General features: G+C 73.5%; 22 protein-coding genes. 13 read left to right on the top strand and 9 right to left on the bottom strand.

Going from position 1 to position 24,439, the window contains the following annotated elements; translation table 11 throughout:
* Window positions 1–668 precede the first annotated feature (668 nt).
* From Q5530_RS13705 to Q5530_RS13685, 5 genes are all read left to right on the top strand, one after another.
* Window positions 669–1,571 carry a 5-dehydro-4-deoxyglucarate dehydratase gene (locus Q5530_RS13705; RefSeq protein ID WP_415362567.1) on the top strand — a complete coding sequence of 301 codons (903 nt, stop codon included), beginning with the start codon at window positions 669–671 and terminating at the stop codon, window positions 1,569–1,571.
* Window positions 1,568–2,824, top strand: a complete 1,257-nt coding sequence (locus tag Q5530_RS13700; RefSeq protein WP_415362566.1) for a glucarate dehydratase family protein — start codon at window positions 1,568–1,570, stop codon at window positions 2,822–2,824. Before Q5530_RS13705 ends, Q5530_RS13700 begins: the two co-directional genes overlap by 4 nt.
* Entirely contained in the window at window positions 2,818–3,963 is a 1,146-nt protein-coding gene (locus Q5530_RS13695) for a hypothetical protein (RefSeq protein ID WP_415362565.1), read from the top strand. The genes Q5530_RS13700 and Q5530_RS13695 overlap by 7 nt, the downstream gene beginning before the upstream one ends.
* Window positions 3,964–4,088: 125 nt before the next feature.
* Window positions 4,089–4,571: a hypothetical protein gene (locus Q5530_RS13690; RefSeq protein ID WP_415362564.1), complete on the top strand. Its 483-nt coding sequence runs from the start codon at window positions 4,089–4,091 to the stop codon at window positions 4,569–4,571.
* A gap of 98 nt (window positions 4,572–4,669) precedes the next feature.
* Window positions 4,670–5,206 carry a hypothetical protein gene (locus Q5530_RS13685; RefSeq protein ID WP_415362563.1) on the top strand — a complete coding sequence of 179 codons (537 nt, stop codon included), beginning with the start codon at window positions 4,670–4,672 and terminating at the stop codon, window positions 5,204–5,206.
* 140 nt (window positions 5,207–5,346) lie between these two features.
* On the opposite strand, the gene Q5530_RS13680 is transcribed toward Q5530_RS13685, so the two are convergent.
* Window positions 5,347–7,032, bottom strand: a complete 1,686-nt coding sequence (locus Q5530_RS13680; protein WP_415362562.1) for a fumarate hydratase — start codon at window positions 7,030–7,032, stop codon at window positions 5,347–5,349.
* Between the two features lie 89 nt (window positions 7,033–7,121).
* Between Q5530_RS13680 and Q5530_RS13675 the strand changes: the two genes are divergently transcribed.
* A complete protein-coding gene (locus Q5530_RS13675; RefSeq protein ID WP_415362561.1) occupies window positions 7,122–8,036 on the top strand; it encodes a phosphotransferase family protein in 915 nt (304 codons plus the stop codon).
* Between the two features lie 219 nt (window positions 8,037–8,255).
* On the opposite strand, the gene Q5530_RS13670 is transcribed toward Q5530_RS13675, so the two are convergent.
* From Q5530_RS13670 to Q5530_RS13655, 4 genes are all read right to left on the bottom strand, one after another.
* Window positions 8,256–9,248 carry a sigma-70 family RNA polymerase sigma factor gene (locus Q5530_RS13670; protein WP_380636437.1) on the bottom strand — a complete coding sequence of 331 codons (993 nt, stop codon included), beginning with the start codon at window positions 9,246–9,248 and terminating at the stop codon, window positions 8,256–8,258.
* Between the two features lie 202 nt (window positions 9,249–9,450).
* Entirely contained in the window at window positions 9,451–9,876 is a 426-nt protein-coding gene (dtd, locus tag Q5530_RS13665) for a D-aminoacyl-tRNA deacylase (protein ID WP_415362560.1), read from the bottom strand.
* On the bottom strand, window positions 9,873–11,363 hold the full coding sequence (locus Q5530_RS13660; protein ID WP_415362559.1) for a methyltransferase: 1,491 nt from the start codon (window positions 11,361–11,363) through the stop codon (window positions 9,873–9,875). Before Q5530_RS13660 ends, dtd begins: the two co-directional genes overlap by 4 nt.
* Before the next feature lie 313 nt (window positions 11,364–11,676).
* A complete protein-coding gene (locus tag Q5530_RS13655) occupies window positions 11,677–13,176 on the bottom strand; it encodes a PucR family transcriptional regulator (protein ID WP_415362558.1) in 1,500 nt (499 codons plus the stop codon).
* Between the two features lie 115 nt (window positions 13,177–13,291).
* On the opposite strand from Q5530_RS13655, the gene Q5530_RS13650 reads away from it, so the two are divergent.
* Entirely contained in the window at window positions 13,292–13,606 is a 315-nt protein-coding gene (locus Q5530_RS13650) for a DUF3099 domain-containing protein (RefSeq protein ID WP_380636443.1), read from the top strand.
* Here Q5530_RS13650 and Q5530_RS13645 read toward each other — a convergent pair.
* A complete protein-coding gene (locus Q5530_RS13645) occupies window positions 13,593–14,492 on the bottom strand; it encodes a carbohydrate kinase family protein (RefSeq protein ID WP_380636445.1) in 900 nt (299 codons plus the stop codon). The genes Q5530_RS13650 and Q5530_RS13645 overlap by 14 nt on opposite strands.
* Window positions 14,489–15,415, bottom strand: coding sequence for a pseudouridine-5'-phosphate glycosidase (locus tag Q5530_RS13640; RefSeq protein WP_415362557.1), 927 nt, complete (start codon window positions 15,413–15,415; stop codon window positions 14,489–14,491). Before Q5530_RS13640 ends, Q5530_RS13645 begins: the two co-directional genes overlap by 4 nt.
* A 31-nt stretch (window positions 15,416–15,446) precedes the next feature.
* Here Q5530_RS13640 and Q5530_RS13635 point away from each other — a divergent pair, with 31 nt between their 5' ends.
* On the top strand, window positions 15,447–15,698 hold the full coding sequence (locus tag Q5530_RS13635) for a DUF3039 domain-containing protein (protein WP_415362556.1): 252 nt from the start codon (window positions 15,447–15,449) through the stop codon (window positions 15,696–15,698).
* A gap of 127 nt (window positions 15,699–15,825) precedes the next feature.
* Here Q5530_RS13635 and Q5530_RS13630 read toward each other — a convergent pair whose 3' ends face one another.
* Window positions 15,826–17,022 carry a YihY/virulence factor BrkB family protein gene (locus tag Q5530_RS13630; protein WP_415362555.1) on the bottom strand — a complete coding sequence of 399 codons (1,197 nt, stop codon included), beginning with the start codon at window positions 17,020–17,022 and terminating at the stop codon, window positions 15,826–15,828.
* 188 nt (window positions 17,023–17,210) lie between these two features.
* Here Q5530_RS13630 and Q5530_RS13625 point away from each other — a divergent pair, with 188 nt between their 5' ends.
* The 5 genes from Q5530_RS13625 (at window position 17,211) to Q5530_RS13605 (ending at window position 23,826) form a co-directional block, all read left to right on the top strand.
* Window positions 17,211–18,935, top strand: coding sequence for a DEAD/DEAH box helicase (locus Q5530_RS13625; RefSeq protein WP_415362554.1), 1,725 nt, complete (start codon window positions 17,211–17,213; stop codon window positions 18,933–18,935).
* A 262-nt stretch (window positions 18,936–19,197) separates the two neighbouring features.
* Window positions 19,198–20,337, top strand: coding sequence for a sugar ABC transporter substrate-binding protein (locus Q5530_RS13620; protein WP_415362553.1), 1,140 nt, complete (start codon window positions 19,198–19,200; stop codon window positions 20,335–20,337).
* A gap of 84 nt (window positions 20,338–20,421) precedes the next feature.
* Complete coding sequence (locus Q5530_RS13615; RefSeq protein ID WP_380636456.1) at window positions 20,422–21,195, top strand: ATP-binding cassette domain-containing protein; 774 nt, start codon at window positions 20,422–20,424, stop codon at window positions 21,193–21,195.
* 29 nt (window positions 21,196–21,224) lie between these two features.
* Window positions 21,225–22,652, top strand: a complete 1,428-nt coding sequence (locus Q5530_RS13610; RefSeq protein ID WP_415362552.1) for a sugar ABC transporter permease — start codon at window positions 21,225–21,227, stop codon at window positions 22,650–22,652.
* A gap of 1 nt (window position 22,653) precedes the next feature.
* On the top strand, window positions 22,654–23,826 hold the full coding sequence (locus Q5530_RS13605; RefSeq protein WP_380636459.1) for an ROK family protein: 1,173 nt from the start codon (window positions 22,654–22,656) through the stop codon (window positions 23,824–23,826).
* A 291-nt stretch (window positions 23,827–24,117) separates the two neighbouring features.
* On the opposite strand, the gene Q5530_RS13600 is transcribed toward Q5530_RS13605, so the two are convergent.
* A complete protein-coding gene (locus Q5530_RS13600; RefSeq protein ID WP_015800348.1) occupies window positions 24,118–24,297 on the bottom strand; it encodes a hypothetical protein in 180 nt (59 codons plus the stop codon).
* Window positions 24,298–24,439 lie beyond the last annotated feature (142 nt).

The raw sequence follows: 24,439 nt of genomic DNA, 5'->3' as shown, positions 1-24,439 counted from the left end.
TCCACCGCACGGGGGTCCACCGCACGGGGGTCCACCGCACGGGGGTCCACCGCACGGGGGTCCACCGCGGTCCGTCCGGTCGCGGGCAGGCCGGCGAGCCCCGCCACCCGCGGGTCCACCGGTCAGCCGGTCGTGCCGGGGCCCGCCGCCCCACCCACCGGCCGGGCCGACCCGATCAACCCGACCGGACCGGCCGACAGCTCTTCGACCGGCCCCGCCACCGCGGTCCCCGACCGCGGCAGGCGCCACCCGGTGCGCACCACCGGTGGCGCCCTCCCGCTCCACCTCGCCGTCAGCGCGTTCGCCGCCTGTGCGCTGGCGAGAGAGGAGGCCCGCGGTCGTCACCGCACGACCGCGGCCGGCCCCGAGGAGGTCCCGGGCCACCACCCGGACCACCTCACCGCCGGGCAAGCCCGCGCCGGGTGTGGTCGCGGTCTTCGGTTCCACCGAGGTCCTGGGACGGCTCCGGCCCCCTCGGACCACCGCCGCCGACCCACCGGTCGCCGCACCGCCCCACCGCGCCGCCGTCGTGCTCGGACGACGCCGGTGCGGCGGGGGAGCGGCGACCGGAGCGTTGACGGCGCCGGCGCTCGTGCGGCGCCGGTCGCCGCGGAAGTCCTTCCGGCGTGGGATCACCACCGGAGCGATCAAGGGATGAAGGTCTGGGTATGCAACTCGATGGGGTGCTGTTCTTCCCGGTGACGCCGTTCGACGCGGACGGCGCGCTAGCGGAGGACGTGCTGGCCGAGCACGTCAAGCGCGGGGTGGCGGCGGGCGCGGGCGGCGTGTTCGTCGCCTGCGGCACGGGTGAGTTCCACGCGATGGAGCTCGCGGAGGTCGAACGGGCGGTCGCCGTCGCGGTCGGGGCCACGGCGGGCCGGGTGCCGGTGTTCGCGGGCGCGGGTGGTCCGCTGCCCACGGCCCGCAGGTACGCCGAGGCCGCGGAGCGGGCCGGTGCGGACGGCCTGCTGCTGCTGCCGCCGTACCTGGTCACCAGCCCGGCCAAGGGCCTGGTCCGGTACGTCGCGGAGGTGGCGGGCGCGACCGGCCTGCCGCTGATCGTCTACCAGCGCAACAACGCGGTGTTCACGCCGGAGACGGCGGTCGAGGTCGCCTGCCTGCCGACCGTGGTCGGCTTCAAGGACGGGCTCGGCGACATCGACCTGCTCCAGCGCATCGTGCTGGCGGTGCGCCGGAACGTCAGCAAGCCGTTCCAGTTCTTCAACGGCCTGCCGACCGCGGAGCTGACCGTGCCCGCGTACCGGGGCATCGGCGTGGACCTGTACTCGTCGGCGGTGTTCGCGTTCGCGCCGGAGATCTCCCTCGGCTTCTACCAGGCCGTGCAGGCCGGCGACCGGGAGCTGGTCACCCGCTACCTCAACGAGTTCTACAAGCCGCTGGTGGAGCTGCGCGACCAGGTCCCGGGCTACGCGGTGGCGCTGGTCAAGGCCGCCGTGCGGGCCACCGGCCTGGACGTCGGCGGCGTCCGCCCGCCGCTGCTCGACCCGACGCCGGAGCACGTGGCGCAGCTGGAGAAGGTCGTGGCCGCGGGGCGGAGCATCGCCTCATGAGGATCACCGACGTCACCGTCACGCCGGTGGCCTTCCGAGATCCGCCGCTGCTGAACTCGGTGGGCGTGCACGAGCCGTGGGCGCTGCGCACGATCGTCGAGGTCCACACGGACGAGGGCGTCTCCGGCCTGGGCGAGACCTACGGCGACCTCGGCCACCTCAACCGCGTGCGCGCCGCCGCGCCCGCGCTGACCGGCCTGGACGTCCACGACCTCAACGGCCTGCACGCGCGGGTCGCGGCCGCCCTGGGCGGCGAGGCGGGCTCGGACCGGCACGGCCTGACCGGCCCGCTCACCGTCGAGTCCACGGTGGACCGGGTGTTCGCCTCCTTCGAGGTGGCCACCTGGGACATCCGCGGCAAGGCGTTGGGCCGACCGGTCAGCGACCTGCTCGGCGGGCGCGTCCGCGACGCCGTCCCCTACAGCGCCTACCTGTTCTACAAGTGGGCGGGGCACCCGGAGGCCGAGCACGACGCGTTCGGCGAGGCGCTGGACCCCGCCGGCATCGTCACCCAGGCGCGGATGCTGGTCGCCGAGCACGGCTTCGGCTCGATCAAGCTCAAGGGCGGCGTGTACGCGCCGCACCTGGAGGTCGAGGCGGTCCACGCCCTGCGCGAGGCGTTCCCGGACCACCCGCTGCGGCTGGACCCCAACGCGGCCTGGACGCCCGAGACCTCGCTCAAGGTCGCGGCCGAGCTGGACGGCGTGGTCGAGTACCTGGAGGACCCGGCGCCGGACATCGACGGCATGGCGCGGGTGGCGGCGGGCGCGCCCATGCCGCTGGCCACGAACATGTGCGTGATCGCGTTCGAGCACATCGCCCCGGCGGTGGAGCGCGGCGCGGTGCAGGTCATCCTGTCCGACCACCACTACTGGGGCGGCCTGTCGCGCTCCAAGGAGCTGGCCGGGATCTGCCGGACGTTCGGCCTCGGCCTGTCCATGCACTCCAACTCGCACCTCGGGATCAGCCTGGCCGCCATGACACACCTGGCCGCGGCCACGCCGAACCTGAACTACGCGTGCGACACGCATTACCCGTGGAACTCGGCGGACGACGTGATCACCGAGCCGTTCACCTTCGTGGACGGCGCGGTGCCGGTGCCCACGGCGCCGGGCCTCGGGGTGGAGCTGGACCGCGACGCGCTCGCGCGGGCGGCCGAGAACTACCGGAGGTGCGGCCTCGTCCAGCGCGACGACACCGGTTACATGCAACGGCACGACCCGTCCTACGAGAGGAAGCGCCCCCGGTGGTGAGGACCGTCGCCCACCTGTACCCCTGGGACGTGGTCGGGGACCCGGCCGCGGTCGAGCGGGTGGCCTCGCTCGGCGTCGACGCCGTGGCCCTGGCCTCGTCGTACCACACCGTGCGCGCCGCGACCCCGTTCCACCCGCGGCACCGCCTGGTCGACGCGCGGCACGCCGCGTTCTACCTGCCCGTTCGCGAGGAGGTCTGGCGGGGCCGGCGGCTGGCGCCCGCCACGCCCTCCTGGGTGGACGGCGACAACACCTACGGCGAGGCGTCGGAGGCGCTGAGGGCGGCCGGGCTGCCGGTGTACGCGTGGACCGTGCTGACCCACAGCAGCCGGCTGGGCGAGGCGAACCCCGACCTGGTGGTCCGCAACGCCTTCGGCGACCGCTACCCGTACGCGCTGTGCCCGTCCCACGAGGACGTGGTGGCCTACACCCGGACGCTGGTGTCCGAGGTGCTGGAACTGGGCCGGCCGGACGGCGTGGTGCTGGAGGCGTGCGGTCCGCTCGGCTTCTTCCACGGCGGGCACCACGAGAAGACCGACGGCGCGGACTGGACGCCGGTCCAGCAGAAGCTGCTGTCCCTCTGCTTCTGCGCGGCCTGCGCCGACCGCCTCCCCGATCCCGAGGGCCTGCGCGCGGCGGTCCGCGCCGGGGTCGACCGGGGGGCGGACAGCGTCGAGGAGGCGCTGGGGGAGCGGGCGGAGCAGGTGCGCGAGGCGCGCGCGGACCTCTCCCGCTCCCTGCGCCGGGAACTGGTCGGGCTGGTCCGGTCCACGGCCCCGGGGGTGCGCGTCGCGGTGCACGCCACCGCGGACCCGTGGGGCACCGGCCCGTTCGCCACGGTGGCCGGTGGCGTCGACGCCGACGTCGACGTGCTCACGACGACCTGCTGGCCGGGGGTGGACGCGTCGCTGCCGGCCATCCGCGCGCTGCGCGCGGAAGCGGGTGACGTGCGCACCGCCGCGTACGTGCTCGCGCTGCCGCCGAAGCCGGTGGACGGCGAGGAGTTGCTCGAGGAGTGGCTGGCCTACGCCGAGGCGGGCGTGGAGGAGTTCCACCTGTACCACGCCGGGCTGGCCTCGGCCCGGCGGTTGGACGCGCTGCGGCACGCGGTGGCGGGTGTCCGGAGCGCCCTGGGCTGACCCCCGGGCAGGCGGTGCGCGCCGCGTCGTCCGCGACGCGGCGCGCACGGCCGTTCACTCACCCGGACGGGTAACTGTCAAAAGGGCCGGGCAACCCGCCGCGGCGCCCGTTCCGTCCCCTGTGCATGAGAAGCCTGGGAACCGCTGTCGGCGCGGGCGCGTTGCTGGTCGCGCTCGTCGGCTGCGCCTCGTCCACCCCGACGCCCGTCGGTGCCGAAGGCGGCCCGACGCTGACCACGTCGGCCTCGCCGACCACCTCCGCACCGGAGGAACCCGAGTTCGAGAGCCCCGTGCCGCCCGGCGGCGCGGAGGTGCCGCAGGACCGGGTCGACGCGAGCGCCGTGCCCGCCGACGCGCCCAAGACCGTCTGGACCGAGGGCGACGGCAGCACGATCGGCGTCCTCGCGCAGGAGGCGGGCTGCGGCAAGGCGAGCGTCGAGATCGCCGCGCAGGGCCCCGAGACCGTCGAGGTCGTGCTGGTCGAGACCACGCCCGCCGACCAGCAGGTCTGCACCATGGACATCCGCTTCCCGCCGCTGACGGCCAAGCTGGACGCGCCGCTCGGGGAGCGGGAGGTCGTGCTGACCACCCGGCAGGACACCAAGTAGGGCGAGGCCCCCTTTCCACGGCGCCCGGTCGACCTGCCCCCGGTCGGCCGGGCGCCATTCCCTGCAACCCCGGGTGCGGCGAGTACCGTCCTCCAACCATGAGGAACGCCAAGGTCGCCGTCGCCCTCGCCGCGCTCGTGCTCGCCGGGTGCACCGGCCCCACCGACTCGTCGTCCACCCCGGGCGGCACGACCTCGTCGGCGCCGTCGACAACGTTGTCATCCGGGCCCCCGACCGGCGGTTCGACGCCCGGTGCGCCCGGGACGACCGAACCGGCGCCCGAGCCGCCGCCCCAGAGCGGCGCCGTACCCCTGCCCGGCGGTGAGACCCCGGTGCCGACCCCGAGGGTCGACGGCGGGACGCTGCCCGACACCTACGAGCGGCAGGTCTCCGCCTCGGCGGACGGCCGCACGCTGCGCGTGGTCGGCCTGGCCGGCGGCTGCAAGACCGCCGGTGCCGAGGTCACCGCCCAGTCCGCCGACCAGGTCCGGATCACCCTGGTGACCACCTACTACCCGCCCGCCGAGGGCGTGGTCTGCACGCAGGAGCTGCGGGACGTGCCGCTGAACGTCACCCTCGACGCGCCGCTGGGTGACCGGACGGTGGTGCTGGAGTCACGCGAGGACACGGCCTGACCCGCGTCCCGCGACCCGCGTTCCCCCGGCCCGCGTCCCCGGCCCGCGTCCCCGATCCACGTCTTCGGCCCGCGTCCCCGACCCGTCTTCCCCGACCGGTCGGGCCGCGGGCGGGGCCGATCCCCGCCCGCGGCCCGCCGTCACCTCCGGAAGCTGATCTGGAGCGTCGGGGCGGAGGTCTCGGCGAAGAAGTCGTTGCCCTTGTCGTCCACCACGACGAACGCGGGGAAGTCCTCCACCTCGATTCGCCAGACCGCCTCCATGCCCAGCTCGGCGTACTCCAGCACCTCGACCTTGCGGATGCAGTCCTGCGCCAGCCGCGCCGCCGGGCCGCCGATCGAGCCCAGGTAGAACCCGCCGTGCGCCCGGCAGGCGTCGGTGACCTGCCGGGACCGGTTGCCCTTGGCCAGCATCACCAGCGAGCCGCCCGCCGCCTGGAACTGCTCCACGTAGGAGTCCATCCGGCCGGCGGTGGTGGGGCCGAACGAGCCGGACGCGTAGCCCTCGGGCGTCTTGGCCGGGCCCGCGTAGTACACCGGGTGGTCCTTCAGGTACTGCGGCACCGGCTCGCCCGCGTCCAGGCGCTCCTTGATCTTGGCGTGCGCGATGTCGCGGGCCACCACCAGCGGGCCGGTCAGCGACACGCGGGTCTTCACCGGCAGCCGCGACAGCGTCTCGCGGATCTCCGCCATCGGGCGGGTCAGGTCGACCCGCACGACCTCGTCGGACAGGTCCTCGCCCGTCACCTCCGGCAGGAAGTGGGCCGGGTCGCGCTCCAGCTGCTCCAGGAACAGGCCCTCGGGCGTGATCTTCGCCTTGGCCTGCCGGTCGGCCGAGCACGACACCGCGATGCCGACCGGGCACGACGCGCCGTGCCGGGGCAGCCGGACCACGCGCACGTCGTGGCAGAAGTACTTGCCGCCGAACTGGGCGCCGATGCCGAAGTTCCGGGTCAGCTCCAGCACCTGCTGCTCCAGGTCCACGTCCCGGAACGCGTGGCCGGCCGCCGAGCCCTCCGTGGGCAGGCCGTCCAGGTAGCGGGCGGAGGCGAGCTTGGCGACCTTCAGGTTCTGCTCGGCCGAGAGGCCGCCGACGACCACGGCCAGGTGGTACGGCGGGCACGCGGCCGTGCCCAGCGAGCGCAGCTTCTCGTCCAGGAACCTCGCCAGCCGCGACGGGTTCAGCAGCGCCTTCGTCTCCTGGTAGAGGAACGTCTTGTTGGCCGAGCCGCCGCCCTTGGCCATGAACAGGAACTCGTACTTCGGCTCCGTGCCGGGCGCGGTGAACAGGTCGATCTGCGCGGGCAGGTTGGTGCCGGTGTTCTTCTCGTCCCAGAAGGTGACCGGCGCCATCTGCGAGTACCGCAGGTTCAGCTCCTGGTACGCCTCGAAGATGCCCCGGGACAGGGCCTCCTCGTCGGTGCCGCCGGTGAGCACGGACTCGGTCCGCTTGCCCATCACGATCGCGGTGCCGGTGTCCTGGCACATCGGCAGCACGCCGCCCGCCGCGATGCACGCGTTGCGCAGCAGGTCCATGGCGACGAACCGGTCGTTGCCGCTGGCCTCGGGGTCGTCGACGATCGCGCGCAACTGCGCCAGGTGCGAGGGGCGCAGCAGGTGCTGGATGTCGCGGACCGCCTCCTTGGCGAGCAGCGTCAGCGCCGCCGGCTCCACCTGGAGGAACGTCCGGCCGGCGGCCTCGACCACCGACACCCCGTCCGGGCTGACCAGGCGGTACTCGGTGTGGTTGTCCCTGGCCAGCGGCAGTACCTCGCGGTACTCGAAGGCCGGGGCCAGGAGGTTGTGCGGTGGGTTCGCTGCGGGCACGTCGCGGGCTCCCTTGCGCGCGTTCGGGTTCCGCCGAACCTATACCGATCACGCCGCCGCGTCCGCCAGGCCGTGGTGTGATTCGCGTCGTGGTCTTCAGCCTCACCAAGCGCGAACTGCCCGAGCCCGAGCTCGACGCCCTGCTCCGCCGCGTGCTCGGCTCGCCGCTCGCGGCGCACGTCGAGCTGACCGACGGCATGTTCAACACCGCCTACCGGCTCACCGCCGCCGACGGCCGCGAGGTCGTGCTCAAGGTGGCGCCGCCGACGGGTGTGCCGCTGCTCACCTACGAGCGCGACCTGATGCGGACCGAGGCCCTGGTGTTCGGGCTGATGGCCGACCGCGGGGTGCCCGCGCCCCGGGTCCTGCTGCACGAGGACGGGCTGCTCGTGATGACCGCCCTGCGCGGCACGCCGTGGCACGCCGCCGAGCTGTCCGACGCCGAGCGGGCCGCGCTGCGCCGCGAGCTGGGCGGGATCGTGCGCCGGCTGCACGGCGTCACCGGCGACTCGTTCGGCTACGTCCAGGGGCCGGGCGGGGCGACGTGGCGGGAGGCGTTCGGGAACATGGTCGCCGCGGTGCTCGCCGACGCCGACCGGTTCGGCGTGGAGCTGCCCGACGTGCGCCCGGCGTTCGCCGCCCGCGCCCACCTGCTCGACGAGGTGACGTCACCAGTCCTGGTGCACTTCGACCTGTGGGAGGGCAACGTCTTCGTGGCCGACGGCCGGGTGGAGGGGATCATCGACCCGGAGCGCGCGTTCTTCGGCGACCCGCTGGCCGAGGTCGTGTCCGTCGCCCTGTTCACCGAGCCGGACGAGGACTACCTGGCCGGTTACGGCGTGGCCGGGTTCACCGCGGCGGAGCGGGCCAGGATCGCGCTCTACCGGGCGTACCTGTGCCTGGTCATGATCGTGGAGGGCGTGCCGCGCGGGTACACCGGCGAGGAGCGGGAGGCCCACGTCGCGTTCTTCCGGGCGAAGCTGGCCGAGTACCTGGAGCTCTGAGTGCCCACGGTTCCGGGTACCCGGGGTTCTGCGGACCGGGGGCGGGAACACGGAAGGCCGGGCCGGCCCCCGACCGCCCCGACCTTCCTCGGTGTGCGACACCCCGCGAGATGGGGCGGAGGTGTCGCGTGGCTCGCAATGCCCGACCGTGCCCCGGCGAGCGCCGCGCGTCAACCCGGCTGAACGGGTGAAACCGCGTTGCTCCCCGGGGCCGGCCCGTCAGCTGGCGTAGGCGCGCAGCCGGGCGGCGCGGTCGCCCTGCCGCAGCTTCGCCATGACCTCGCGCTCGATCTGCCGCACCCGCTCGCGGGACAGGCCGAACTGCTTGCCGATCTGGTCGAGCGTGCGCGGCTGGCCGTCCTCCAGGCCGTAGCGCAGCCGGATCACGGACTGCTCGCGCGGCTCCAGCGTGGCCAGCACCCGGCGCAGGTCGTCCTGGAGCAGGCCGGAGATGACCGCGCTCTCCGCGTCCGTGGCGTCGGAGTCCTCGATGAAGTCGCCCAGCGGGGCGTCCTCCTCGGCGCCGACGGGCATGTCGAGGCTCACCGGGTCACGGGCGTGGTCGAGCAGGTCGGACACCTTCTCCGGGGTCAGGCCGGACTCCCGGGCCAGCTCCTCGGTGGTCGCCTCGCGGCCGAGCTGCTGGTGCAGGTCGCGCTTGATCCGCGCCAGCTTGTTGACCTGCTCCACCAGGTGGACCGGGAGCCGGATGGTGCGGCCCTGGTCCGCCATTCCGCGGGTGATCGCCTGGCGGATCCACCAGGTGGCGTAGGTGGAGAACTTGAAACCCTTGGTGTAGTCGAACTTCTCGACCGCGCGGATCAAACCCAGGTTCCCTTCCTGGATCAGGTCCAGCAGCGGCATTCCGCGACCGGTGTACCGCTTCGCCAGCGATACGACCAACCGCAGATTCGCTTCGAGAAGGTGGTTCTTGGCGACGTGGCCATCGCGGATCAGCGCACGAAGTTCGCCGCGGCGCACATCGGGCAGACCGGACTTGGTCTCCAGCATGTGCTGCGCGAACACCCCCGCTTCGATGCGCTTCGCGAGTTCCACTTCCTCGGCGGCTGTCAGCAGCGCCGTCTTGCCGATGCCGTTCAGGTACACCCGAACGAGGTCGGCGGCCGGTCCCTGGGCGTCGAGGTCCATCTCGGCGCTGGTCGTGGTCTGCTCGTTCCCGACCTCGCGGTCGAAGACCTTCGGGACGGTCATGGAGCTCCCTCCCCCTTGTCGCGGGCTGGCAGTGCGGTCGTGTCGCGCACTCCGCGCTGCGCTGCGCGGTCCCACCTTTCGGTGGTCTGACACTGAGGAGAACGCAAACCCGACCGAAATGGTTCCCGCTTCCTCGACCTTGAAGACGTCACTGCCGTCACAGCGGTTGCCCGGTGAATCCTGAGGATTGCCTGAGAAGGATCTAGACTTCGACCAACACGGTGAACGGGCCGTCGTTCACACTCCGCACGGACATCATGGCGCCGAACCGTCCTGTTTGAACTCGGGCGCCCCTCGACCGCAGTTCCGACACCACCGCGTCCACCAACGGCGCGGCGTGCTCCGGGCGCGCGGCGGCCGTCCACGAAGGCCGCCTGCCCTTCCTCGTCTCGCCGTAGAGGGTGAACTGGCTTACCACGAGCAGCGGCGCGCCCGTGGAGGCGCACGACTGCTCGTCCCGCAGCACGCGCAGCTCGTGCAACTTCCGGGCCATCGGCGACGCCTGCTCGGCGGTGTCGTCGACGTGCACGCCGAGCAGGACCAACAGGCCCGGCTCGGCGATCTCGCCCACGATCTCACCGGCCACCACCACGGACGCCTCTGTGACCCTCGCCACAACGGCCCTCACGCGGGCGCCACCATCCCGTGCCGGACCAGGTCGCGCACCACCGGCAGGGCCGCCGCGGTCAGCGCGTCCTCGTCCAGGTCCTGGGCGTAGGCGAGCAGCGCGATCAGGTCCGCCAGCGGCAGCGCGCCGCGGCAGCCCGCCAGCAGCCGCGCCGCGGTCTCGTCCAGCTCGTGCTGCCAGCCGGGCCCGTCGGTGCGGTGCAGGCGGCGCACGACCGCCTCCCAGCCGTCCCCGGTGGGCTCCGAGACCTCCTCCAGCAGCACGGTGGGCGGCACCGTGAACCTGGTCGCGAGGAGGTCGTCGTTGCCGTGGGCGCGCAGCCAGGCCACCCGGTCGAGCCAGGCGGCCGACTCCGGGCCCAGCGGGTCGTCGTAGGCGTGGCGCAGGTCCTCGCAGACGACCTCGGGGTGCTCGGTGTCGGTGCGGCGCAGCGTGACGAAGCCGAAGCCGACGCCCTCCACCTCGTTCTCGGCGAACCAGTCCAGCCAGGCGCCCGCCTTGGCGCGGCCCTCGTCGCCGCGCGGGTCCACCCCGGCGTCGCGCAGCCAGGTGCCGACGTAGAGCGCCGGGTCGGCCACGTCGCGCTGCACGAACCAGGCGTCCACGCCGCCGCCGCGGGGCAGCCAGGCGCTGACGCGGTCGGCCCAGTCCTCGCCCCGGCGGTGCAGCCAGGAGGCGAGCAGCTGGCCCACGCCGCCCTCGGCCAGGAACGCCGGCATCTGGCGCACGACCAGTGCGCTCGCGTCGTCGCCCTCCAGCCCGGAGTCGCGGTAGACGTAGTCGACGCGCGGCGGGCCCACCACGAACGGCGGGTTGCACACCACCTGGTCGAACCGGCGCCCCCGCAGGGGGGCGAACCACTCGCCCCGGCGCAGCTCCACGTCGACCTCGTTGAGCCGGAACGTGCCCGCGGCCAGGGCCAGCGCGCGTTCGGACAGGTCGGTCGCGGTGATCCGCCCCGCGTGCCTGCTCGCGTGCAGGGCCTGCACCCCGCACCCCGTGCCCAGGTCCAGCAGGGTCCCGACGGGCCGCCGGGAGGTGGCGCGGGCGAGGCTGATCGAGGCGTGCCCGACGCCCAGCACGTGGTCGGCGGGCACCGGTCCGCCGCGCTGCTCGGAGTCCAGGTCGGCGACGACCCACCACGACCCCTCGTCGTCGCCGTAGGGCCGGACGTCCAGCCCCGCCCGCAGTTCGGCCCCGTCGCCGCGCAGCACCTCGTTGCCGATCGCCGCGTCCAGGTCCACCCCGGGCAGCGCCCGCCGCACGGCCTTCTCGTCCTCGGCGTCCCCGAGCAGGAACAGCCGGATCAGCGTGCCCAGCGGGCCGGCGTCCCGCGACGCCCGCCGCGCGGCCTCCGGCTCGCCCCTCCCCAGCGCCGCGTGGGCCCGGGGCCCCAGCACCCCCAGCACCCCGTCCGCGTCGTACCCCACCTCCAGGAACGCCTCGCGCAACCGACCGGTCAACTCAACAGAAAGATCAGGAACCACCGCGCCATCGTCCCCCGCCCCACCCACCCCCGCCCGCCCACCCCGCGCGAGTCGTACGCCCAGACCCCGCGAGTCGTACGTTCAGACCCACCGTGTCGTACGTTCAGGACCCCCGAGTTCACCATTCGCGTCGTTCCGTGCCTGGTCAGCGGTTACTTGCGAGTAACCCTCGCACGGCCGCGAATGGTGAACTCGCCTGTCCCGAGTGTTCGACACGGTGGTCGTGAACGTTCGACTCGCGGGGGTCTGAACGTGTAACTCGGGGGGTCTGGACGTACGACACGCGAGGTCTGGACGTACGACTCGCGGGGGTCTAGGGGGGTGGGGTGATGGTCAGGGCTATGGCCATGGCCAGGCGTTGGGTCGGGTCGTCCAGGGGGACGGCGGTCACCTCGGACATGCGCTGCATCCGGTAGCGCAGGGTGTTGGGGTGCACGGCCAGGGCGCGGGCCGCCTCGCGCGCGTCGCCCTGCGCGGCCAGCCAGGCCCGGAGGGTGGGCGCGTAGTGCGTGCCGTGCTCGGCGTCGTGCCGCAGCAGGTCGGCCACCGGGCCCCGGGTGGGCACGCGGCCGGTCCGGGCGACGCTCGCCAGCCGCCGCAGCAGGACCAGGGACCAGGACCGGTCGTAGACGACCGGGTCGCCGGTGGACAGGGCCAGGCACTCGTCGGCCTCCGTGCGCGACGCGGTCAGCGAGCCGGCGTCCGCGCGGCCCCCGATGCCCGCCTCCACCACCGCCTCGGCGGGGAGTTCACGGGCCAGGGCGCGGACCCAGTCCACCGCCGCCGCGGCGTCCTCGTCGCACGGCAGCACGGTGTAGAGGACGTTGCCGAACAGCGCCGAGCGGCCGGGCCGCGACCAGCCGAACCCCGAGGTCGCCCGGGAGAACGCCAGCAGCGCCGCCCCGTGCTCGCCCTCCCCGGCGTGCGCCTGCACCGCGATCACCCGCAACCCCGTCGACGGCAGCCCCAGCCGGGCCAGGGTGCCCGGCGCGCCCCCCTCCAGCGCCTCGATCACCAGGTCCGCCTCTGCCTGCCGCTCCAGGTCCGCCGACGCCCGCGCCCGCAGCAGGTGCAGCGCCGCCGTCCGCGCCCCGTCCACCAGGGCCGCGTGCCGGACCGCGTCCACCGCCGCGTCGACCTCCACCCACACCGACCCCAGCAGCTCGCGCCCCGCCCGCACGGCCGCCACCAGCCGCCCGCCGAGCTGGTCGGTCAGCTTCGGCACGAAGATCGGCTCGTCGGACCGCGCCAGGTGCGCGAACACCCCGTAGGAGTCCAGCGCCCGCCGCGCCTCCTCCGGCACCCGCCGACCCAGGATGGTCTGCACCCGCACCTGGTCCACGTCCTGCTGCCGGTACGAGTAGGCCAGCACCCGCGACTGCTGGTCCTCGATGGTCACCGGCCCGCCGACCACCGCCGCGATCGCGTCGGCCACCGCGAACAGGTCGCCGGCGCCCTGCCCGCCCAGCACCAGCGTCTGCGCCACGTTCGCCAGCTGCCCCCACGGCACCGACGGGTCCACCAGCAGCACGGCCGCCCCGGACCGCCGCGCCGCCGTGATCACCCGCTCGTCCAGCGGCGGCGACCCGTGCAGCACGACCGCCGCCGCCGCGGTCCCGCCGACCAGCCGGGCCGCCGCGGCGTGGGAGGGCAGCCCCAGCCCGAGCAGCACGTCGTCGGGCGCCGCCGCGGTGTGCTCGGCCGGGTCGTGCAGCGCCACGCCCCGCAGCTCCACGTCCCGCCCGCGCGGCGCGCAGCACAGGTGCGTGCCCAGGCTCCCCAGCACGTCCACCAGCCGATCCAGCGCCACCACAGGCGGGATGGTCCGCCACGGACCCGAACGGCCGCAACCGCGGCGCGAATCACCCTCCACCCGTTGTGTCGTCCCCGGTCCCTGGTGGGACCATGGAGCCATTGGAGGTGATGTCGTGACCAACCCCGAGCGCGACAGCACACCGGTGCTCATCACCGCGGCGGCTCCCTCCTACGAGGAGCAGCACGCCGCCCGCAAGCGCAAGTACGCGATCGTGATGGGCGCCCGCATCCCGTGCCTGGTCCTGGCGATGGTCTTCTACGAGACCTGGTGGCTGGCGCTCGCCTTCCTGGTGCTGTCCGTGCCGCTGCCCTGGATGGCGGTCCTGATCGCCAACGACCGGCCGCCCCGCAAGGCGGAGAAGCCCAACCGCTTCGTGCGCGAGCACCGCGCCGTCGAGGCGCGCCCGCACCAGGTCATCGACGGCTGAGCGAACCCGGCGGTGGCGGGCCGGCGGGCTGCGCCCCCACCGCCGACACGGCCCGCGCCGCCGCCCGCACACCGGCCAGCAGGGCGTCCCGCCGGGACGCCCCGGTCAGCCACGCCGCCAGCAGCCCGGCGTCGAACGCGTCACCGGCCCCGGTCGAGTCCACGCACGCCACGTCCTCGGCGGGCACCGACACCACCCCGTCCGCGTCCACCCAGCTCGCCCCGCCCGCACCGGCCGTCAGCGCCACCGCGCCCACCACGTCCAGCAGGTCCCGCGCGGCTCCGGGCGACGCCGACCCGGTGAGCCCCACCAGTTCCTCGGTGTTGGGCAGCAGCAGGTCCACGCCCCGCACGTCGTCCAGGAAGCCGTCGTAGAACAGCGCGGCCGACTGCGGGTCCACCGACGTGGTCAACCCGGCCTCCCGCGCCGCCCGCAGCGCCGCCACCCCGGCGGCCCGCGACGACGCGTCCAGCAGCACGTACCCGGACAGGTGCAGGTGGGAGGCGCCGCCCAGCAGCGCGGGGTCCACGTCGCCGGGGGAGAACCGGGCGTTGGCGCCCCGGTCGGGCAGCATGGTCCGCTGCCCGGCGCCGTCCACCAGCACCACCACGCAGCACGTCGCCGCGCCGGGGTCCACCACGAACGCGCACCGCACCCCGGCGGCGGTCAGCTCGGCCCGGACCTGCCTGCCCGCCGGGTCCGCGCCGACCCGGGTGAGCAGCACCGGGGACGCGCCGCAGGAGGCCAGCCACGCCGCGGTGTTCGCGCCGGCCCCGCCGGGTTCGATGGTCACCGAGGCCCGCGTGTCGCCGCCGTGCACGACGGGGCCGGTGTGCCGGGCCACCACGTCCAGCCCGGCGTCGCCCACGACCACGACCGCGGTCACCGACCGCCCCCCGCCGCGGCCAGCTCCACGGCCACCTCGGCGGCCAGCACCGCGTTGGACACCACCAGCTCCTCGTTGGTGTCCAGGCTCACCCCGCCGCTGGCGGTGTGGAAGTGCTCCAGCAGCACGGGCGTGACCTGCTTGCCGTGCACGCCGCGCGACCGCAGCAGCTCCAGCCCCTCGGTCAACAGCCGCTCGTGCAGGTCGGCGGGCATCTCGAAGGCCGCGGGCACGGGGTTGGCCAGCAGCACGCCCGACGACCCGGTCACCCCGGCGCGGTGCGCCGCCACCACCGCGGCGGCCTCGGCGGCCGACTCGACCCGCCACGGCACGTCGAACGCGGACTCGCGCCGGTAGAACGCCGGGAACCGGTCCACCCGGTACCCCAGCACGGGCACCGACCGGGTCTCCAGCAGCTCCAGCGTGGCCCCGACGTCGAGGATCGACTTGACCCCGGAGCACACCACCAGCACCGGCGTGGTCGCCAGCACGTCCAGGTCCGCGGACACGTCCCAGGTCTCCCGCGCGCCCCGGTGCACCCCGCCCAGCCCGCCGGTCGCGAACACGCCGATGCCGGCGGCGTGCGCCAGCGCGGCCGTGCCGGCGACCGTGGTCGCCCCGTCCCGCCGGAGCGCGAACGCCGCGCCCAGGTCCCGCCGCGACAGCTTCACCAGGTCGTTCGCCGGGTCGCAGACCCGGTCCAGCTCCGCGGCGGTCAGCCCGACCTTCGGCACCCCGCCCAGCACGGCGATCGTGGCGGGCACCGCGCCCGCCGCGCGCACCGCGTCCTCGATCCGGGTGGCGACCTGGCGGTTGCGGCCGGGCGGCAGCCCGTGCGACAGGATCGTGCTCTCCAGCGCCACCACCGGCCGGTTCCCGGCCAGGGCGGATTCGACCTCTTCGGTGATGCTCGGCGTGCTCACGAGCGGCCATCTTCCCAGGTACGCTGGGCGGGTGAGTACGCAGACCCTCCCCGAGGTGGAGACCCGGCCGGAAGGCACCGACCACACCGGTGACGACGCCCCGAAGATGTTCCACTACGTGCGCAAGAACAAGATCGCGGAAAGCGCGGTCATGGGCACGCACGTGGTGGCCCTGTGCGGCGAGGTCTTCCCGGTGACGAAGTCGCCCAAGCCGGGCTCGCCCGTGTGCCCGGACTGCAAGCGGATCTACGACGGCCTGCCCGCGGGCGGCGGCGGAGAGTAGGTCCCCGACCCCCGACGCCCCGATTCCCGACGCCCCGGTGCCGGTCCCGCGCGGACCGGCACCGGGGCGTCGTCGTCCTGAGCCGGGTTCGGAGCCCCGAGCCCCGGGCTCGGTGCCGGGGAGCCGATCAGTCCAGGAGCCGCCGCACGGGCGGGGGTTCCTCCGGCCGCTCGACCCCCAGCGGCACGGTGGGCTCCGCGACGCCGTTCACCGCGGGCGCCGCGGGGTTCTCGGCGGGACGGTCGGCGGGGTGCTCGGCCAGGTGCCCGGCGGGGCCGCCGGTGACGCCGGTGACGTTCGCGGGCGGGTCCTCCGCCCCCGGTCCGCCCCGCTCCCGCACCCGCCGGTCCTCGCCGGACCGGATGCGCTCGGCCGCCCGCTCGATCTCCAGCCGCTGCCACCGCCGCCGCTGCCGCCGGGTCATCCGCGCCGGCCACATCTCCTGCAACGCGCTGTTGAAGTAGGCCCCGAGGGTGATCGCCAACCCGATGAAGAACGCGAACAGCAGGAACGCGATGGGCGTGGCCAGCGCGCCGTAGGTGTAGCCGGTGGTGGTGATCCACCGGATGTAGAGCCGCAGCCCGATCGACGACAGCAGGAACACCGCCATCGCCAGCACGGCCCCCGGTACCAGCCGGTGCCACGGCAGCTTGTTCGGCAGCGCCACCTTGTAGAGCGTGGCCAGCGCCAGCACCAGCAGCACCCCGATGGCGGGGTAGTAGAACGCGCTCAGCCAGCTGCCGATCGTCGGCTCCCACGAGTCGGGGAACAGCCGCGGCAGCACGTCCGGGCCCAGCGCCAGCACCGGCAGGCCGATGACCAGCAGCACCAGGCTCGCCATGTAGAGCAGCAGCGCGAAGATCCGCTGCCACACCTCGTTGCGCACCCCGTACTGGTCGTGCGCGGCCGTGATCGCGTCCACGAACGACGACATCGCCGAGGACCCGGCCCACAGCGAGATCAGGAAGCCGACCGAGACGATCTCGCCCTTGCCGGTGGTCAGCACCTGGTCGACGGTGGGCACGATCACCCCGTTGACCACGTCCTGGCTGAAGATCGTCCGGCAGGTGGAGATGATCCGGTCCTTGACCGCGCCCACCACGTCCGGCCCGAGCCAGTCGCCGACGTAGCCCAGGCTGCCCAGCAGGCCCAGCAGCAGCGGCGGGAACGACAGGGTCTGCCAGAACGCGGCCTCGGCGGATTCGGAGAAGATGCTGCCCGCCCACGCCTTGGACCAGGTGCGCGCCAACAGGCGCAGTGGACCCTTGCGGCCCGAGCTGCGCGCCCTGTCGTCCCGAGGCGAACCCATCGCGAGGTCAAGCATGGTGCATCCGGGCCGATTCCGCGTCACCGGAACCCGGGTCCGTGCCGCGAGCCGTGCGGGGCGGCCGCAGCGGGTAGGCTGTCCCTCGCCCTCGACGGTCACCCGCACCGAGGGCATTCGCATGTCCGCACCGCAGGTGATCACGCAGGTCCGCACCGCAGGTGATCAGCGCTGGAGGGGTTCCGAGGTTGTCGCAGCCGCAGGTCGTCGCAACCCGCCCGCTCCGCGCCTGGCAGCGCCGCGCGCTGACCAAGTACCTGGCCGCCCGGCCCAAGGACTTCCTGGCCGTCGCGACGCCCGGCGCGGGCAAGACCACGTTCGGCCTGCGCGTGGCGGCCGAGCTGCTGGCCGACCGCACGGTCGAGGCGATCACCATCGTCACGCCCACCGAGCACCTCAAGCACCAGTGGGCGCGGGCGGCGGCCGAGGCGGGCATCGCCATCGACTCGAACTTCCGCAACACCAACGCGGTCACCTCCCGCGACTTCCACGGCGTCGCGCTGACGTACGCGCAGGTCGCGGCGCACCCGATGCTGCACCGGGTGCGCACGGAGAACCGCAAGACGCTGGTCCTGCTCGACGAGATCCACCACGGCGGCGACGCCAAGTCCTGGGGCGACGCGATCCGGGAGGCGTTCACCCCGGCGGTGCGGCGGCTGTGCCTGACCGGCACCCCGTTCCGCTCGGACGACTCGCCGATCCCGTTCGTCACCTACGAGCCGGGCCCGGACGGCGCGCAGCGCAGCCGGGCCGACCACTCCTACGGCTACGCCGACGCCCTCAAGGACGGCGTGGTCCGGCCGGTGATCTTCCTGGCCTACTCGGGCGAGGCGGCGTGGCGCACGAGCGCGGGGGAGGAGTTCTCCGCGCGGCTGGGCGAGCCGCTGACCCAGGAGCAGACCGCGCGGGCGTGGCGGGTGGCGCTGGACCCGTCGGGCGAGTGGATGCCCTCGGTGCTCAAGGCCGCCGACGTGCGGCTGACGCAGCTGCGCAACGGCGGCATCCCCGACGCGGGCGGCCTGGTCATCGCGACCGACCAGACCGTGGCCAAGGCGTACGCCGAGGTGCTCCAGCGCGTCACCGGCCAGGCGGCCACCCTGGTGCTCTCCGACGACCCCAAGGCGTCGGGCCGCATCGCCGAGTTCGCCGCCTCGCAGGAGCGCTGGCTGATCGCGGTGCGCATGGTGTCGGAGGGCGTCGACGTGCCGCGGCTGGCTGTCGGCGTGTACGCGACCAGCGCCTCCACCCCGCTGTTCTTCGCCCAGGCCATCGGCCGGTTCGTGCGGGCGCGGGCCAGGGGTGAGACGGCCAGCGTGTTCCTGCCCAGCGTGCCGGTGCTGCTCGGCCTGGCCAGCGAGCTGGAGGCGCAGCGCGACCACGTCCTGGGCAAGCCCCACCGCGAGAAGGACGGCTGGGACGACGACCTGCTGTCGCAGGCCAACAGGGTCGACGACGAGCCGGGCGAGGAGGAGCGCGCGTTCACCTCGCTGGGCGCGTCGGCCGAGCTGGACCAGGTGATCTACGACGGTTCCTCGTTCGGCACGGCGGCGTTCGCGGGCAGCGACGAGGAGCAGGAGTACCTGGGCCTGCCCGGTCTGCTGGAGCCCGACCAGGTGCGCGCGCTGCTGCGGCAGCGGCAGGAGAAGCAGCTGGTGGAGGCGAGCAAGCGGAACGCGGCGGCCGCCGCCGCGCCCGCGCCGATCGCCCCGGCGGCCCGCCCCGCGAGCGTGCAGGAGCGGCTGGCGCAGCTGCGCAAGGAGCTCAACACGCTGGTGGCCATGCACCACCACCGCACCAGGAAGCCGCACGGCAAGATCCACAACCAGCTGCGCGAGTACTGCGGCGGCCCGCCCACGGCGATGGCCAGCATCGAGCAGTTGGAGGAGCGGATCGCCACGCTGCGTTCGTGGTGAGCCACCCCGCGTCACGGTCTTGATGATCTTTCCCGGCGGTACCGGTTCCGGCCGTTGCGGGCCAGAACAAACCCCCGAACCGTCCCTTTCGTGACCGGATGTGACCAACTGGGCCGTTCGGCGTAGTTGGATGTCCGTTCGGTTACCTCGCTGTTAGCGCATCGTGCCCTCTTTATCGGTCAAGTGTGCTTCCGGTCACCGTGGGTGGGGGCATACGTTGTGCGCCACAACATTTATGCACCTGCGTGAAAGGGATGGCTGGATGCGCAGCAAGAGCCTCGCTCTCATCGCCGCAAGCACGGGCCTTGCGTTGGCCATGACGGCTTGTGGCGCGAACACGTCCACGGGTGGCGACACCACGACGGACACCAACACGGACAGCGCCTCGGGCGGTGGCACGAAGGTCGGCGTCATCCTCCCGGAGACCAAGTCCTCGGCCCGCTGGGAGGGCTTCGACAAGCCGCTGCTGGAGAAGGCGCTCAAGGCCGAGGGGCTCGACCCCGACATCCAGAACGCCCAGGGCGACGTGCAGAAGTTCTCGACCCTGGCGGACGGCATGATCAACGCCGGCGTCAAGGTCCTGATCATCGCCACCCCGAACAGCGAGGTCGGCGCGTCGGTCGCGCAGAAGGCCAAGTCGTCGGGCATCCCGGTCATCGACTACGACCGCCTGAACCTGGGCGGCAGCTCCGACTACTACGTCTCGTTCGACAACGAGAAGGTCGGCGAGCTCCAGGGCCAGGGCCTGGTCCAGGGCCTGGAGAAGCTGGCGCCGGGCAAGAAGCCCGCCGAGGTCATCGAGATCGAGGGCGCCCCGACCGACAACAACGCCACCCTGTTCCACAACGGCCAGAAGAAGGTCCTGGAGCCCAAGTACGGCTCCGGCGACTACAAGCTGGTCCAGTCGCAGGCCATCCCGGACTGGGACAACCAGCAGGGCGGCGTGACCTTCGAGCAGATCCTGACCGGCAACGGCCAGAAGGTCGACGGCGTCGTGGCCGCCAACGACGGCCTCGCCGGCGCGGTCATCACCGTGCTCAAGAAGTACGGCCTGAACGGCAAGGTCCCGGTCACCGGCCAGGACGCCACCCCGGAGGGCCTCCAGGCCGTCCTGCGCGGCGACCAGTTCATGACCGTGTTCAAGCCGATCGACGCCGAGGCCAACGCCACCGCGAAGCTGGCCGCCGCCCTGGCCAAGGGCGACAAGGCCGGCGCCGACGCGCTCGCCACCGGTTCGGTCGAGGACACCAAGGGCAGCCGCACCGTCAAGTCGGTGCTGCTGGAGGCCCAGCTGATCACCAAGGAGAACGTCAAGACCGTGGTGGACGCCGGCTTCGTCAAGGCCAGTGAGGTCTGCGTCACCGACCTCGCCGCCACCTGCACCGAGCTCGGCATCAAGTAGTCCACGCTCGCGCCGGGGCGGGGTGCGGTTGCCGCACCCCGCCCCGGCGCGCCCACCCGCGAGTGGGGACACAGGAGGAAACCAGTGAGCGAGCCGATCCTCGAGCTGCGCGGCATCAACAAGACCTTCGGTCCCGTGCACGTGCTGCACGACATCGATTTCGCCGTTCACCCCGGGCAGGTCACCGCCCTCGTCGGCGACAACGGCGCGGGCAAGTCCACGCTGGTCAAGTGCATCGCGGGCATCCACCCGACCGACTCGGGCACGGTGCTGTTCGACGGCAAGCAGGTCCACATCTCGGGCCCGCGCGAGGCCGCGGACATGGGCATCGAGGTCGTGTACCAGGACCTGGCGCTGTGCGACAACCTCGACATCGTCCAGAACATGTTCCTGGGCCGCGAGCGCGGCAAGCTGGGGATGCTCGACGAGGCCGACATGGAGCAGGCCGCCCGCCGGACGCTGACCTCGCTGTCGGTCCGCACGGTCAAGTCCGTGCGCACGCAGGTCTCGTCGCTGTCCGGCGGCCAGCGGCAGACCGTCGCCATCGCCAAGGCCGTGCTGTGGAACAGCCGGGTCGTGCTGCTCGACGAGCCGACCGCGGCGCTGGGCGTCGCGCAGACCCGCCAGGTGCTCGACCTGGTGCGCCGGCTGGCCGAGCAGGGCCTGGGCGTGGTGCTGATCAGCCACAACATGAACGACGTGTTCGAGGTCGCGGACCGCATCGCGTGCCTCTACCTGGGCCGCATGGCCGCCGAGGTCAACACCAAGGACGTCACGCACGGCCAGGTGGTCGAGCTGATCACCGCCGGCCGCTCCGGGGACCTGGGCATCGCCCGGGCCGAATCCGCCACCATCTGACGCCGAGGGCTCAGGACGAGGAACGCAGCATGACCAACACCACCAGCGAGACGTCGCCCAAGGACCCCCAGGGCGCCATCTCCGACTTCGGCATCGACACCACCTCCCAGTCCACCGGCGAGGCGCTGCGGGACTACGTGGCCCGCCTGCGCGGCGGCGAGCTCGGCTCCCTGCCCGCGCTGCTCGGCCTGGTGGTGCTGCTGATCGTGTTCAGCTCCCTGGCGGACACCTTCCTGACGCTGGGCAACATCGCCAACCTCCTCGCGCAGGGCGCGAGCATCGTCATCATCGCCATGGGCCTGGTGTTCGTGCTCCTGCTGGGCGAGATCGACCTGTCCGCGGGCACCGCCTCCGGCGTCACCGCGTCGGTGATGGCGCTGCACCTGGTCGAGAACGGCAACCTGCTCGGCGGCATGGGCAACACCGTCTTCATCATGTACTGCGCCGTGCTGGTGCTGGCGATCGCGCTCGCCGCGGCCGTGAAGCTCTGGCCCGCCGCCGGCATGGCCGGCTTCGCGCTCCTGGTCTCGCTGATCGGCGTCCCGGCCAACCCGTGGGTCGAGATCCTGCTCGCCATCTGCGTCGGCGCCGCGATCGGCTCCGTCACCGGCTTCCTGGTCGCGAAGGTCGGCATCCCGTCGTTCGTGGTGACCCTCGGCCTGTTCCTGACCTGGAGCGGCGTCGTCCTCCAGCTCATCGGCGACGGCGGCACCCTCGGCCTGCGCAACGACGTGCTGTTCAACGTCGCCAACGGCAACCTCAGCACCGCGGGCTCCTGGGCGCTGTTCGCCATCGCCGCGGGCGGTTACGCCGCGCTCGTGCTCGGCCGCCACTTCAGCCGGCTGCGCAGGGGCCTGGTCGCCCAGCCCACCCCGCTGATCCTGACCAAGGTCGGCATCGTCGTGGTGCTCGCCGCGGCCGCCACCTACGCGCTGACGGTGAACCGCTCGGCCAGCGACTTCGTCGTCATCGCCGGTGTCCCGTACGTGGTGCCGCTCGTGCTCGTGCTCCTGGTCCTCGGCACGTTCGTGCTGGAGCGCACCCGCTACGGCCGCCACGTCTACGCCGTCGGCGGCAACCAGGAAGCCGCCCGCCGCGCCGGCATCAACGTGGCCCAGATCCGGATGAGCGTCTTCGTGATCGCCTCCTCCGCCTCGGCCATCGGCGCCATCGTGTACTCCTCGAAGGTCGGCTCGGTCGACCCGAACGCCGGTGGCGGCAACACCCTGCTGATGGCGGTCGGCGCGGCCGTGATCGGCGGCGTGTCGCTGTTCGGCGGCAAGGGCAGGCTGCGCGACGCGGTCATCGGCGGCGCGGTGCTCGCCACCATCTACAACGGCATGGGCCTGCTCAAGCAGCCCGCCGCCGTCGTGTACGTGGTCACCGGCCTGGTGCTGCTGCTGGCCGCGAGCATCGACGCGCTGTCCCGTCGCCGGGCGGCGAGTTCCACCCGTTGACGTGAGTTCACCGACCGCGGGTGCCCGGCCGGACGAGGTCCGCAGGCACAACCGCTCGGCGCTGCTGCGCCGGCTGCACGTGGACGGACCGTCCACCAGGGCGTCGCTGGCGGCTGAGCTGGGTCTCAACCGCAGCACGATCAAAGCCCTGGTGGACGGCCTGGCCGAGTCCGGTGTGGTCGCCGAGCGGGTGCCCGCCCAGCGCTCCGGCGCGGGCCGCCCGTCCCTGCTGGTGCTGCCCCAACCCCACGCCGCCGTGGTCATGGCCATCGACATCCGCGTCGAGCAGGTGGCGATGGCCATGGTGGGCCTGGGCGGCGACATCCTCGGCCGGGACTCGTGGAACCTGCACCACCGGTCCCGCGACCCCGGCGAGGTGATCACGCACATCGCCGACTCGGCCAAGCTGCTGGCCGACGAGCTGGACGCGCGGGCCGTCGGGGTCGGCGTGTCCGTGCCCGGCGTGGTGCGCCGCTCGGACGGGCTCGTGCACGAGGCGCCCAACCTGCACTGGACCGACGTGGCCCTGGGCGAGCGGCTGGCCGCGGTGCTGAAGGTGCCCGTGCAGATCGGCAACGACGCGGAGCTCGGCGCGCTGGCCGAGCACACCCGGGGCGCCGCCCGCGGCTCGTCCGACGTCGTCTACATCTCCGCCGACGTCGGCATCGGCGGCGGCGTCATCTCCAGCGGGCAACCGCTGCGCGGCACCGGCGGCTACGTGGGCGAGCTGGGCCACATGGTGGTCCGCCCCGGCGGCAGGCGCTGCTACTGCGGCTGCCACGGCTGCTGGGAGACCGAGGTCGGCGAGGCGGCCCTGTGCCGGGCGCTGGCGCTGCCCGAGGACTCCCCGCGCGGCGCCGTGGTGGCCGAGCTGCGCTCGCTGGCGGGCTCGCCGGACTCGGTGGCGCACCGCCTCGGCGAGTTCACCGAGTGGCTGGCCATGGGCCTGGTGACCGCGGTCAACATGCTGGGGCCCGAGCTGGTGGTGCTGGGGGACCTGTTCACCGCGCTGCCCGAGTCCTTGGTGGACCGGTTGCGGCGGACCGTGCAGGAGCGGTCCCTGGTGTCGCGCGCGGTCGGCGGCACCCGCATCGAGTCGTCACCGCTGGGCCGGGACGCGAAGCTCGTCGGGGCGGCCGAACTGGCCTTCGAGCCCGTGCTGGGCGAGGTCTGACCCGTTCCCGGACCCGCTCCCCGGGCCGGACCCGTTCCCGGTGTCCGGTCCGTTCCCAGGCCCCGACCGGTCCCCGGGCCGAACCCGTTCCCAGACCCCGACCCGTTCCCGGGCCGAACCCGTCCTCGGGCCGGACCCGTTCCCAGGCCCCCGGACCCGTTCCCGGGGGCCGACCCGTTCCCGGGATCCGGGAACGGTCCTCGAGGGCCGGACATGCAGGGGGCGGGGATCCCGGTGGGATCCCCGCCCCAGACGGCTAGGGTGCCACGAGCCGAGGGCGGCTCGCGGTGTTCAGCCCTGCTGCAACTCGGCAGCGAGCTCGCGCAGCTTCGTGCTGTGCTCGCGGGCGTGGTGCCCGCAGAACAGCAGCTCGCCCCCGGAGGGGAGTACGGCGCGAACCTGGGCAGCGGCCCCGCAGCGGTCGCAGCGGTCGGCAGCGGTCAACGCGGGGCGGGTGAGCGTGGTAGTCATGGAAATCTCCCTCCGTCCCGGCACCGGGGATCGGTGCCCTCACACCTAGCTGCGACCACCTCGCATCTGGCGGGTGCGCCGTGTTCGCTGCTTCCACTCTTGCAGACGCACGGGCGTAAGTCAGTGTTCCCTGGGCCGTGGC

Origin of the sequence: Saccharothrix sp. BKS2, from assembly GCF_047689505.1 — a bacterium.
GTDB lineage: Bacteria > Actinomycetota > Actinomycetes > Mycobacteriales > Pseudonocardiaceae > Actinosynnema > Actinosynnema lopnurensis.
The sequence above is the reverse complement of the archived record's forward strand: the minus strand, read 5'-3'. Positions and strand labels throughout refer to the sequence as shown.

What these genes read in the sequence shown, in the direction of transcription:
- Q5530_RS13610 (WP_415362552.1), top strand. Translation starts at nt 21,225, where the DNA reads ATGACCAACACCACCAGCGAGACGTCGCCCAAGGACCCCCAGGGCGCC.
- Q5530_RS13670 (WP_380636437.1), bottom strand. Translation starts at nt 9,248, where the DNA reads ATGACCGTCCCGAAGGTCTTCGACCGCGAGGTCGGGAACGAGCAGACC.
- Q5530_RS13690 (WP_415362564.1), top strand. Translation starts at nt 4,089, where the DNA reads ATGAGAAGCCTGGGAACCGCTGTCGGCGCGGGCGCGTTGCTGGTCGCG.
- Q5530_RS13600 (WP_015800348.1), bottom strand. Translation starts at nt 24,297, where the DNA reads ATGACTACCACGCTCACCCGCCCCGCGTTGACCGCTGCCGACCGCTGC.
- Q5530_RS13620 (WP_415362553.1), top strand. Translation starts at nt 19,198, where the DNA reads ATGCGCAGCAAGAGCCTCGCTCTCATCGCCGCAAGCACGGGCCTTGCG.
- Q5530_RS13630 (WP_415362555.1), bottom strand. Translation starts at nt 17,022, where the DNA reads ATGCTTGACCTCGCGATGGGTTCGCCTCGGGACGACAGGGCGCGCAGC.
- Q5530_RS13700 (WP_415362566.1), top strand. Translation starts at nt 1,568, where the DNA reads ATGAGGATCACCGACGTCACCGTCACGCCGGTGGCCTTCCGAGATCCG.
- Q5530_RS13705 (WP_415362567.1), top strand. Translation starts at nt 669, where the DNA reads ATGCAACTCGATGGGGTGCTGTTCTTCCCGGTGACGCCGTTCGACGCG.
- Q5530_RS13685 (WP_415362563.1), top strand. Translation starts at nt 4,670, where the DNA reads ATGAGGAACGCCAAGGTCGCCGTCGCCCTCGCCGCGCTCGTGCTCGCC.